General features: G+C 72.7%; 10 protein-coding genes. 7 read left to right on the forward strand and 3 right to left on the reverse strand.

The window, feature by feature from the left end; all coding sequences use genetic code 11:
* Positions 1–9 precede the first annotated feature (9 nt).
* On the forward strand, positions 10–705 hold the full coding sequence (gene hpf, locus ACFV1W_RS12745) for a ribosome hibernation-promoting factor, HPF/YfiA family (protein ID WP_380415761.1): 696 nt from the start codon (positions 10–12) through the stop codon (positions 703–705).
* Between the two features lie 236 nt (positions 706–941).
* Entirely contained in the window at positions 942–1,700 is a 759-nt protein-coding gene (locus ACFV1W_RS12750) for a response regulator transcription factor (RefSeq protein WP_030283947.1), read from the forward strand.
* 50 nt (positions 1,701–1,750) lie between these two features.
* On the opposite strand, the gene ACFV1W_RS12755 is transcribed toward ACFV1W_RS12750, so the two are convergent.
* Together ACFV1W_RS12755 and ACFV1W_RS12760 are read right to left on the reverse strand one after the other, a co-directional pair.
* Positions 1,751–2,959: a winged helix-turn-helix domain-containing protein gene (locus ACFV1W_RS12755; protein WP_380415763.1), complete on the reverse strand. Its 1,209-nt coding sequence runs from the start codon at positions 2,957–2,959 to the stop codon at positions 1,751–1,753.
* Positions 2,960–3,021: 62 nt separating this feature from the next.
* Positions 3,022–3,579: a GNAT family N-acetyltransferase gene (locus ACFV1W_RS12760; RefSeq protein WP_380415765.1), complete on the reverse strand. Its 558-nt coding sequence runs from the start codon at positions 3,577–3,579 to the stop codon at positions 3,022–3,024.
* 242 nt (positions 3,580–3,821) lie between these two features.
* Between ACFV1W_RS12760 and secA the strand changes: the two genes are divergently transcribed.
* Complete coding sequence (gene secA / locus ACFV1W_RS12765) at positions 3,822–6,584, forward strand: preprotein translocase subunit SecA (RefSeq protein ID WP_380415767.1); 2,763 nt, start codon at positions 3,822–3,824, stop codon at positions 6,582–6,584.
* Positions 6,585–6,661: 77 nt separating this feature from the next.
* Here the strand turns inward: secA and ACFV1W_RS12770 are convergent, their stop codons facing one another.
* On the reverse strand, positions 6,662–7,189 hold the full coding sequence (locus tag ACFV1W_RS12770; protein ID WP_380415769.1) for an Rv3235 family protein: 528 nt from the start codon (positions 7,187–7,189) through the stop codon (positions 6,662–6,664).
* Between the two features lie 321 nt (positions 7,190–7,510).
* Between ACFV1W_RS12770 and ACFV1W_RS12775 the strand changes: the two genes are divergently transcribed.
* From ACFV1W_RS12775 to pruA, 4 genes are all read left to right on the forward strand, one after another.
* A complete protein-coding gene (locus ACFV1W_RS12775) occupies positions 7,511–8,635 on the forward strand; it encodes a patatin-like phospholipase family protein (protein ID WP_380415771.1) in 1,125 nt (374 codons plus the stop codon).
* Between the two features lie 90 nt (positions 8,636–8,725).
* Positions 8,726–9,235: a DUF6912 family protein gene (locus ACFV1W_RS12780; RefSeq protein ID WP_380415772.1), complete on the forward strand. Its 510-nt coding sequence runs from the start codon at positions 8,726–8,728 to the stop codon at positions 9,233–9,235.
* 51 nt (positions 9,236–9,286) lie between these two features.
* On the forward strand, positions 9,287–9,943 hold the full coding sequence (locus ACFV1W_RS12785) for an HAD family hydrolase (protein ID WP_380415774.1): 657 nt from the start codon (positions 9,287–9,289) through the stop codon (positions 9,941–9,943).
* A gap of 126 nt (positions 9,944–10,069) precedes the next feature.
* A complete protein-coding gene (pruA, locus tag ACFV1W_RS12790; RefSeq protein ID WP_380415902.1) occupies positions 10,070–11,695 on the forward strand; it encodes an L-glutamate gamma-semialdehyde dehydrogenase in 1,626 nt (541 codons plus the stop codon).
* Positions 11,696–11,767: the final 72 nt, after the last annotated feature.

The raw sequence follows: 11,767 nt of genomic DNA on the forward strand, positions 1-11,767 counted from the left end.
GAGTTCTGCGTGGACATCGTCGTCAAGGGCCGCAAGACCGAGGTGCCCAAGAGGTTCCGCGAGCACGTGGCCGAGAAGCTGGAGAAGGTCCAGAAGTTCGACGGCAAGGTGATCAGCCTCGACGTCGAGGTGTCCAAGGAGCACAACCCGCGGCAGGCCGACCGGTCGGACCGCGTGGAGATCACTCTTCGTACCCGGGGCCCGGTCATCCGGGCCGAAGCCGCCGCCGCCGACGCGTACGCGGCGCTCGACCTGGCCTCGGCGAAGCTCGACGCGCAGCTGCGCAAGTCGGCTGACCGGCGTCGGGTGCACAAGGGCGGCGCCAACGGCCGCACCCCGATCAGCGTCGCCGAGGCGACCGCGGCCCTGGCCGCACTGCCGGACACGACGGCGCGGGAGGGCGAGACCAACGGGGCCGTCCGCAAGACCATGATGGGATCCCTGGAAGTGGAGGGCGAAGGCCCGCTGGTGGTCCGGGAGAAGACGCACTCGGCCGCCCCCATGGCGCTGGACCAGGCGCTCTACGAGATGGAGCTGGTCGGCCACGACTTCTACCTCTTCGTGGAGAAGGACAGCGGCCTGCCCAGCGTCGTCTACCGCCGGCACGGCTACCACTACGGTGTCATCCACGTGCAGCCGGACATGACGGCCGGCGTGGCCAGCGGCGCGGGCGGTGCGATCGGCCGGTCCGACGACGAGGACTGACCGCCCCGACAGCAGTGAGGGAGAGGTGATCCCGGCGGCTGCCGCCGGGGTCACCGGCGTTTCGGGGCGTTCCACCCGTTTCGGGCGTGCCCGATGGAACGGGTTCGAACGGTGCTCGGATCCGTTGCCTCCCGGAGGTCACCCGATGCGGGGGAATCGGCATCGGAGGGTGACCGCGGCGACGGCGGGGCGTGGAATGATTGGGCGCACGTCGACCCGCGAAGGGGGAGGAGCGGATGGGGGATCACTTCGGGCTGGGGCCCGCAGCGGGGCCGGGCGCCGGACTGCCACCGGGGCCGGAGGAGGAACCCGCGTACGCGCCGCACCGGGGTGAGCCGATCCGCGTCCTGGTGGTGGACGACCACGCCCTGTTCCGCCGGGGGCTGGAGATCGTGCTCGCGGAGGAGCCGGACATCAAGGTCGTCGGCGAGGCCGGGGACGGCGCCGAGGCCGTGCTGAAGGCCGCCGACCTGCTGCCCGACATCATCCTGATGGACGTCCGGATGCCGCGCCGCAGCGGGATCGAGGCCTGTACGGCGATCAAGGACGTGGCGCCCAGCACCAAGATCATCATGCTGACGATAAGCGACGAGGAGGCCGACCTCTACGAGGCGATCAAGGCGGGGGCCACCGGCTACCTGCTCAAGGAGATCTCCACCGACGAGGTCGCCACCGCGATCCGCGCGGTCGCCGACGGGCAGTCGCAGATCAGCCCGTCGATGGCCTCCAAGCTGCTCACCGAGTTCAAGTCGATGATCCAGCGGCGCTCCGACGACCGGGACCTGGTGCCCGCGCCCCGGCTCACCGACCGGGAGCTGGAGGTGCTCAAGCTGGTGGCGACCGGGATGAACAACCGGGAGATCGCCAAGGAGCTGTTCATCAGCGAGAACACCGTGAAGAACCACGTCCGCAACATCCTGGAGAAGCTCCAACTGCATTCCAGGATGGAGGCCGTGGTGTACGCGATGCGGGAGAAGATCCTCGAAATAGGGTGAGCGGCGCGCCGGGGTGAGCGGCGGCCGCCGCCGTTCGCCCGTTCCGCCGCCTATCCCGCGAGCAGCTTCTCCAGGGCCGGGCGCAGCCGTTCGTCGTGCAGCGCCTCGACCCGCACCCCGTCGCAGCCGACCCATGCGGCCGCCTCGCACAGGGCGGCGGCCAGCGCCTCCAGGTGCCGGGCGCCGCCTCCCCGGCCGTCGGCCAGCGAGACCTGCCGGGCGACCAGGGTGCGCCCCTCGCGGGCCGGGTCGACCCGGCCGACCAGCCGGCCGCCGGCCAGCAGCGGCATCGCGAAGTAGCCGTGCACCCGCTTGTGCTTGGGCGTGTAGGCCTCCAACCGGTGCGTCATGCCGAAGATCCGTTCGGTGCGGGCGCGGTCCCAGATCAGCGAGTCGAACGGCGAGAGCAGCGTGGTGCGGTGGCGCCCGCGCGGGGTGGTGGCGAGTGCGGCCGGGTCGGCCCAGGCCGCGGCCGCGGTGCCGCCCGGGCCCCAGCCGGCCACCTCGACCGGGACCAGGCCGCTGTCCGCGAGCACCGGGTCCAACTCCTCGGCGCGCAGCCGGTGGTAGTCCAGCAGGTCGGCCCGGGTGGCCACGCCGAGCGCGGCGCCGGCCTGGGCCACCAGGGTGCGCACGCACTCCTCGTCGGACCGCTCCTGTCCGAACAGGGCGTCGGGGATCGCCTGTTCGGCCAGGGCGTAGACCCGCTTCCAGCTCCGGCGCTCGGTGCAGACCACGTCGCCGAAGGCCAGCGCCCGCTCGACCGCGATCTTGGTGTCGGACCAGTCCCACCACTCGGCGGTCCGCTTGGCCCCGCCCAGCTCGGTGGAGGTCAACGGCCCCTCGGCGCGCAGCTGGTCGAGCACCGCCCGGTACGTCTCGGGCGCGACCTGGTGGTCCCAGAGGTGGCCGCGGTCGCGGTAGCGGCGGCGCCGGAAGGCGAACAGCGGCCACTCCTCGACCGGGAGGACGCAGGCCGCGTGCGACCAGTACTCGAAGCTGGTGCCCGCGCCCCAGTAGGCCGCCTCGACCGCCGGGCGGCCGACCGCGCCGAGCCTGGCGTACGGCACCAGCTCATGCGAGCGGGCCAGCACCGAGATGGTGTCCAACTGGACGGCGCCCAGGTGGCGCAGCACCCCGCGCACCCCGCCCCGGCGGTCGGGGGCGCCCAGCAGGCCCTGGGCGCGCAGGGCGATCCGGCGGGCGTCGTCGGCGCCCAGGACGGTGACGGGGGTGTGGTCGGCAGCGGCGGCGGTCATGCCGGCGAGCGTAGCCGGGGGCACCGACAGCGGGCCCCGGCCCCGGGGTGCGGGCCCGGCGCTCAGTCCAGGTCGGACGGGAGCAGCGAGGCGACCCAGGCGTCGCGGAAGACGCCGCGCTGGTCGGCGTACGACCGCAGCGTGCCCTCGGAGCGGTAGCCGACCCGCTCGGCGACCGCGCGCGAGCCCTCGTTGCCGACGTAGGCGAGCCACTGGAGGCGGCGCAGCCCGAGGTCGGTGAGCGCCCAGTGGGCCACCGCGCGGGCCGCCTCGACGGTGTAGCCGCGGCCGCGCTGCTCCTTCGCCGTCCACCAGCCGACCGAGGCGGCGTTCGGGTCGCCGGGCTTGCGCACGACCGCCTGGGTGCCGACCAGGCGTTCCGTCCCGCGCTCCACCACGCACCAGATGTACTCGGCGCCCGTGGCCAGCCCCTCGGGGGCCAGGGTGCGGACGAAGAACTCGGCGTCCTCGCGGCGGTAGGGGACGGGGACGACCGTCCAGCGCTGGATCTCCGCGTCCTGGCAGGCTGCGAAGATCGCGTCGACGTCCGAATCCCGCGGGGCCCGCAGCACCAGGCGGTCGGTGGTGAGGGTGACGAGTTCGCTCCGCTGCTCTTCCATGGGCGGATTATTTCCCGGTGAGGGGAATGCGGGCCTCCGAATGGTCGGCCAACTCCCCGGCCCGCCGACCGATTTGTCCCGGTGGACGGTGCTATCGATCCATGTGCACGCGCGGGTGACACGGGAATACCGTGCTGACGCACCTCCCGGCGCATTGGACTCCTCGCATACGATGGCCCGTGCGGTGGGGTGGACCCGCCGTGCAGTCGTCCAGTGCCAATACAGGCAAGGAGCCCGCTCAAGTGTCCGTCTTCGACAAGATCCTGCGCGCCGGCGAAGGCAAGATCCTTCGCAAGCTGCAGCGGATTGCTGCCCAGGTCAACTCCATCGAAGAGGACTTCGTCAACCTCACCGACGCCGAGCTGCGCGCGCTGACCGACGAGTACAAGCAGCGGCTCGCGGACGGCGAGACGCTGGACGACATCCTCCCCGAGGCCTTCGCCACCGTCCGCGAGGCCGCCAAGCGCGTGCTCGGCCAGCGGCACTACGACGTCCAGCTCATGGGCGGCGCGGCGCTGCACCTGGGCTACGTCGCCGAGATGCGCACGGGTGAGGGCAAGACCCTCGTCGGCACCCTGCCCGCGTACCTGAACGCGCTGACCGGCAAGGGCGTCCACCTGATCACCGTCAACGACTACCTCGCCGAGCGCGACTCGGAGTGGATGGGCCGGGTGCACCGCTTCCTCGGCCTCGAAGTCGGCGTGATCCTGGCCAACATGACGCCCGCCGAGCGCAAGCGCCAGTACGCGATGGACATCACGTACGGCACGAACAACGAGTTCGGCTTCGACTACCTGCGCGACAACATGGCCTGGTCGAAGGACGAACTCGTCCAGCGCGGGCACAACTTCGCGGTCGTCGACGAGGTCGACTCGATCCTCATCGACGAGGCCCGCACCCCGCTGATCATCTCCGGCCCGGCGGACCAGGCGACCAAGTGGTACGCCGACTTCGCCAAGCTGGTGCTGCGCCTGAAGATCGACCGCGACTACGAGGTCGACGAGAAGAAGCGCACCGTCGGCGTCCTGGAGGAGGGTGTCACCCGCGTCGAGGACTACCTCGGCATCGACAACCTGTACGAGTCGGTGAACACCCCGCTCGTCGGCTTCCTGAACAACGCCATCAAGGCGAAGGAGCTGTACAAGAAGGACAAGGACTACGTCGTCATGAACGGCGAAGTCATGATCGTCGACGAGCACACCGGCCGCATCCTGGCCGGGCGCCGCTACAACGAGGGCATGCACCAGGCGATCGAGGCCAAGGAGGGGGTGGAGGTCCAGAACGAGAACCAGACCCTGGCCACCATCACCCTGCAGAACTTCTTCCGCCTGTACGACAAGCTGGCGGGCATGACCGGTACCGGTACCACCGAGGCCGCCGAGTTCCACCAGATCTACAAGCTCGGCGTGGTGCCGATCCCGACCAACAAGACGCCGCTGCGCATCGACCAGCCCGACCTGATCTACAAGTCGGAGCCGGCCAAGTTCGCCGCCGTGGTCGAGGACATCGCCGAGAAGCACGAGAAGGGCCAGCCGGTGCTGGTCGGCACCGTGTCGGTCGAGAAGTCCGAGTACCTGTCGCAGGAGCTGCGCAAGCGCGGCATCCCGCACGAGGTGCTGAACGCCAAGCACCACGAGCGCGAGGCCCAGATCGTCGCGCAGGCCGGCCGCAAGGGCGCCGTGACCGTCGCCACCAACATGGCCGGCCGTGGCACCGACATCATGCTCGGCGGCAACGCCGACCACCTGGCCGCCGCCGAGCTGGCCCAGCGCGGGCTGACTCCGACCGACACCCCGGAGGAGTACGAGGCCGAGTTCCCGGCCGCGCTGGAGAAGGCCAAGGCCTCGGTCAAGGCCGAGCAGGAAGAGGTCAAGGAGGCCGGAGGCCTCTACGTCCTCGGCACCGAGCGGCACGAGTCCCGCCGTATCGACAACCAGCTGCGCGGCCGCTCCGGCCGTCAGGGCGACCCGGGCGAGTCCCGCTTCTACCTGTCGCTGGGCGACGACCTGATGCGCCTGTTCAAGGCCGGCATGGTCGAGCGCGTGCTCTCGATGGCCAACGTGCCCGAGGACGTGCCGATCGAGTCCAAGATGGTCACCCGCGCGATCGCCTCCGCGCAGACCCAGGTCGAGCAGCAGAACTTCGAGATCCGCAAGAACGTCCTGAAGTACGACGAGGTGCTCAACCGCCAGCGCGAGGTCATCTACGGCGAGCGCCGCCGGGTGCTGGAGGGCGAGGACCTGCAGGAGCAGGTCGGCCACTTCATGGACGACACCGTCGAGGCCTACGTCAAGGCGGCCACCGGCGAGGGCTTCGAGGACGACTGGGACCTCGACAAGCTCTGGACCGCGTTCAAGCAGCTCTACCCGATCACCTTGGACCTGGCGGAGCTGGAGGAGGAGGTCGGCGGCCCGTCCGGCCTGACCCCCGAGTTCCTGATCAAGGTCGTCCAGGAGGACATCCAGGCGCAGTACGGCGCCCGCGAGGACCAGCTCGGCGAGGAGATCCTGCGCGAGCTGGAGCGCCGCGTGGTGCTGTCGGTGCTGGACCGCCGCTGGCGCGAGCACCTCTACGAGATGGACTACCTCCAGGAGGGCATCGGCCTGCGGGCCATGGCGCAGCGCGACCCGCTGGTCGAGTACCAGCGCGAGGGCTTCGACATGTTCACCGCGATGATGGAGGGCATCAAGGAGGAGTCCGTCGCCTACCTGTTCAACCTGGAGGTCCAGGTCGAGCAGCAGGTCGAGGAGGTCCCGGTCGAGGACGCCGAGGTGGTGCTCGACAAGCTGGAGAAGGACGCCGCCCGCCCGGAGATCAAGGCCAAGGGCCTGGAGGCCCCGAAGCCTCAGCGGCTGCACTACACGGCCCCCTCGGAGGAGGTCGGCGGCGGTGTGGTCGAGGGCGACTTCGAGGACACCGTGCCGGAGGACGAGGGCGACGGGATGACCCGTGCCGAGCGCCGCAAGGCCGCCAAGGCCGCCAAGGGCCGCCGCCGCAAGGCCTGAGCCGGGCACCGCACGTGGCGCAGGGCGCCGCTCCCGTACCGGGGCGGCGCCCTGCGCCGTCCCGTGGGCCGTGGTCGTCACCGGGCCTCCACGGCGGTGCACTGCCACTGGCCGGCCGGGCCGCGCTGCTCCAGCCGGAAGGCCACCATGTGGTGCCGTCGGCCGAGGTCGACCCGGACGCAGGCCTCGACGGCGTCGGGCGAGGGTGACCGGTCGTGCACCGGGCCGAGCCGGGGCCGGTCGGCGGGGCCGCCGCGGCGCAGCGCACCGGCCCGGACCAGTGAGGCGAGCTGGCCGTAGCCGTCCAGGCTGGTGTGCCGCATCAGCTGGCCGGAAGGCCGGGCTCCGGTGAGCACCTCGACCAGCTGGTGGGCGAAGCGGGCGGCGAGCGCCCCGGCGTCGTGGCGGGCCGGTCCGGTGGCCCCGGCGGTGGCGGGGGTGCCGTCGCAGGCGGCGCGCGGGTGGCGCGGCCGGCGCCCGGCGGGGTCGCAGCCGCCGGAAGCGCGGACGCGACGCTGCGGACGGGCGGCGAGCCGAGTGGTGAGGTGCGTGGTGGGGTGCATGGTGGGGTGCGTGCTGGGGTCGGCGCCGAGCTGCGCGGTCATGGTGGCTCCCGGTAACGGTGGTGCGGGTACGGACGGGTCCAGGTTGGCGGTGGCCCGGCAGGGCGGCAACGCGTTTTCGGGCGGCCGGGAGACCGGCGCGAAGTTCACCTATCCGGGTGAGTCACCCAGGGTGGCGACGCGCCCGGCGCGCGCCGGGGCGGGGTGCCCGGTTGACGCACGGGGACGGGTCGTACGGCCCGAAAGGGGACGCCCCGGTACGGCGGACCGGGTGGCCTGCGGGCCGACTCCCGTTGCGTCGCCCGTCCGCCCGCGCGCACCATCGGTAGCCTGACCCGCTCCCAACGACGACGGGCGGCAGGGATGACGACAGCGGGGACGACCACACGGACGGCGGCGCCGGGAACGACCTCCGGCGGTGAACCACGGCGCGGCCTGGTACTGGGCGGCGGCGGGATGCTCGGCGCGGCCTGGACGGTCGGTGCGCTGTGCGCCGTCGAGGAGGTCACCGGGCACCGGCCGGGCGGGGCGGACGTCCTGCTCGGCACCTCGGCGGGTGCGATCCTGGCCGCGCTGCTGGCCGGCGGCGTGCCCCCCGACCAGTTGCGCGACCACCAGCGCGGCCTGCCGATCACCGAGGGCCCGCTGGCCGGGGTGGCCTTCGACTACGAGACGGCGGTGGGCGGCGCACTGCCACCCCGCCCACGGGCCGGGATCGGCTCCCCCGACCTGCTGCGGGACGCCGTCCGGCACCCGCGCGAGTACCCGCTGCTGACCATGGTCTCCGCGATGGCGCCGCACGGCCGCGGCTCGCTGGCGCCGGTCGGCGAGCTGGTGCGCGGGCTGTTCGGCCCGGACGGCTGGCCGGCCCAGGGGAGTGCGGCCGCCACCACCGCCGGGGTGGCGCCGAGCGCGGCCGCCACGCCGCTGCGGGTGGCCGCGGTGGACTACCGCAGCGGCCACCGGGTGGTCTTCGGCGATCCGGGGGCCCCGGCCGTCGCGGTGGCGGAGGCCGTGATGGCCTCCTGCGCCATCCCCGGCTGGTTCGCGCCGGTGCGGCTGAACGGTTCGGCGTACGTGGACGGCGGCTGCTGGTCGGCCACCAACGCCGACCTGCTGCTCGGCCGCGGCCTGGACGAGGTGTACGTGCTGGCCCCGATGGCCCTGCGGCTGGGCCCGCGCCCCGAGCGCTCCGACCGCGGCACCCTGGCCGCGCTGCGCGAGTGGCGGGCCCGGGACCGCCCGCGCGGCGTGCTGGCCCAGCTGGTCAGCCGCTACCGGCGGGCGGTGACCCGGCAGCTGCTGCGCGAGGCCGCGCTGCTGCGGGCCGAGGGCGTCCGGGTGCGGCTGCTCGCGCCGACCCTGGCCGACCTGACGGTGATGGGCCCGAACCTGATGGACCCGGCCCGCCGGGGCGAGGTGCTGGAGAGCGCGCTGCGGACCTGCCGGGAGGCGCTGGCCGCCGGGCGCGGTCCCGGCCCGAGGTGATCACGGGCGGTCCGGCGGAGCTTATTCTTGGGGCGCTGGATGCTGTGCCGCTGGACGAACCCCTGCTGGACGAACCGGAGAGTGCCACCGATGCGCGTGTACGTGCCCACCACCCTGACCGGCCTGGCGGCGGCGCACGAGGGCGGCGCCCTGGAGCCGTCCGCGGCCTACGCCGTGACGCCCGCGCTGCGCGAGTGGTACGTCAGCGACGACCTGGAGGAGCTGGAGTACGCGGCGCTCAACCGGGCCGCCCAGTCCTCGCTGCGGCTGCTGGCGGCCGACCCGGAGGCCCCGCGCCGGCGGGTCGTGGTGGCCCTGGACGTGGCCGACTCGGCCGTGCGCCCCTTCCCCGGCGACGAGTACCAGGACCAGGCCTCGCTCGGCCGGGTCGTGCTGGCCGGCCCCGTGAAGCTGGCGAAGGCCGCCTCGGTGCACGCGGACGTGGCCGACGACGAGGTGGTCGAGGACGTGGCGGCCGCGGTGACGGCGGTGGCCGCGGCCGACGCGGGCGACCAGGACGCCCAGTTCACCGTGGACGGCGCGGAGGACCACGACCTGCTCTGGTACGCGACCCAGGAGATCCCGTCCCTCCTGGGCTGAGTGAGCCCCGTCCTATCGGCGTGTCGGCCGTTCCGGTTACCGTTTGCCCCCGTGCGCACTCACATCGTTTGGGACTGGAACGGCACCCTCTTCCACGACATGGACGCGGTCCTCGGCGCGAGCAACGCCGCGTTCGCGACCATCGGCGTCGGGCCGATGACCATGCAGCAGTACCGCGAGCAGTACGAGGTCCCGATCCCCCGCTTCTACGAGCGGCTGCTCGGCCGGATGCCCTCCCAGGAGGAGTGGCTGCGGCTGGACGACGCCTTCCAGGACCGCTACCGAGAGCTCAGCCGGGGTTGCGGCCTGACCGAGGGCGTGCCCGAGCTGCTGGCGGGCTGGCAGGCGGCCGGACACAGCCAGTCCCTGCTGTCGATGTACGTGCACGACAAGCTGGTGCCGCTGGTCGAGGCCTTCGGCCTGACCGGCAGCTTCCTGCGGGTGGACGGCCGCAGCGGCCCGTCCGGCGGCCAGAAGGCGGACCAGCTGACGAAGCACCTGGCCGCGCTCGGCGAGTGGGTCGACCCGTCCCGGACGGTGCTGATCGGCGACGCCGCGGACGACGCCCTGGCGGCGCTGCACGCGGGCGCCCACGCGGTGCTGTACACCGGCGGCTCGCACACCCGGGAGAAGCTGGAGCCGGTCGGCGTCCCGGTGGTGGACAGCCTGGCCGAGGCGGTCGAGCTGGCCGGGCGCCTGGCCGGCTGAGTGCTCCCGCGACGGCGGACGTGGCGGGCGCCACGTCCGCCGTTGGCGTGTCTGGGCGGGCGGATCCGCCCCGGCCTGGTCAGGCTGGACTGACACCGGTAGAGCCAGGACGGAGCCGCCATGCCCATCGACGCAGTCACCGAGGTGCCCACCCCGGTCAACGAGCCGGTGCGGGCGTACGCGCCCGGCAGCCCGGAGCGGGACCGGCTGGTCCGGCGGCTGGACGAGCTGGCGGCCGAAGAGATCCCGCTGCCGATGACCATCGGCGGCGAGCAGCGCTTCGGCGGCGGCGAGCGGATCGACGTCGTTCAGCCGCACCACCACGCCGCCAGGCTGGGCGTGCTCGGCAACGCCACCCGGGAGGACGCCCGGGCGGCGGTGGACGCGGCGCTGGCGGCCGGACGGCAGTGGCGCTCGCTCTCCTTCGACGACCGGGCGGCGGTCTTCCTGCGCGCCGCCGAGCTGCTGGCCGGGCCCTGGCGGGAGACGCTCAACGCGGCGACGATGCTCGGCCAGTCCAAGACCGTGCAGCAGGCCGAGATCGACTCCGCCTGCGAGCTGATCGACTTCTGGCGGTTCAACGTCCACTTCGCCCGGCAGGTGCTGGCGGACCAGCCGGTCTCCGCCCCGGGGGTGTGGAACCGGGTCGACCACCGCCCGCTGGAAGGTTTCGTCTACGCGGTCACCCCCTTCAACTTCACCGCCATCGCCGGGAACCTGCCGACCGCTCCCGCCCTGATGGGCAACACCGTGGTCTGGAAGCCCGCACCGACCCAGACCCTGGCCGCGTACCACCTGATGCGGCTGCTGGAGGCGGCCGGCCTGCCGCCCGGGGTGGTCAACCTGGTCACCGGCGACGGCCTGCAGGTCTCCCCGGTGGCGCTGGCCGACCCGGGGCTCGCCGGGCTGCACTTCACCGGCTCCACCGCCACCTTCCGGTCGCTCTGGCAGACCATCGGGGCGAACATCGGCGGCTACCGCACGTACCCGAGGATCGTCGGCGAGACCGGCGGAAAGGACTTCCTGCTGGCCCACCGCTCGGCCGACCCGGAGGTCCTGAGGACCGCGATGATCCGCGGCGCCTTCGAGTACCAGGGCCAGAAGTGCTCGGCGCTCTCCCGCGCCTACCTGCCACGCAGCCTCTGGCTGAGGATCAAGGACGACTTCCTGGCCGAGGTGGACGCCCTCACGGTGGGCGACGTCACCGACCTGTCCAACTTCATGGGCGCCCTGATCGACGAGCGGGCGTTCGAGAAGAACCGGGGCGCCATCGAGCGCGCCAAGGCCGACCCGACCGTCGAGCTGGTGGCCGGCGGCCAGTACGACGACGCGATCGGGTGGTTCGTCCGGCCGACGGTGCTGGTCTCCTCCGACCACCGGGGCGAGATCTTCCGCACCGAGTACTTCGGCCCGATCCTCGCGATCCACGTCTACGAGGACTCCCGCTGGGACGACGTGCTCCGCCGGGTCGACTCGGGCGCCCCGTACGGCCTGACCGGCGCGGTGATCGCACAGGACCGTTACGCGATCTCCCAGGCCGTGGAGGAACTGCGCTTCGCCGCCGGGAACTTCTACATCAACGACAAACCCACCGGCGCGGTCGTCGGACAGCAGCCCTTCGGCGGCTCCCGGGCCTCCGGGACCAACGACAAGGCGGGCGCCGCCCAGAACCTGCTGCGCTGGACCTCGGCCCGGGCGATCAAGGAGACCTTCGTACCGCCGACCGGCCACGGGTACCCGCATATGGGCTGAAAGCGAACATGACGCTCCGGTTTGGACATGGTGTCCAGGACGGACCCGACATCCTGCGGGTTTGCGCCTCCC

Source organism: Kitasatospora sp. NPDC059648, assembly GCF_042734825.1.
GTDB lineage: Bacteria > Actinomycetota > Actinomycetes > Streptomycetales > Streptomycetaceae > Kitasatospora.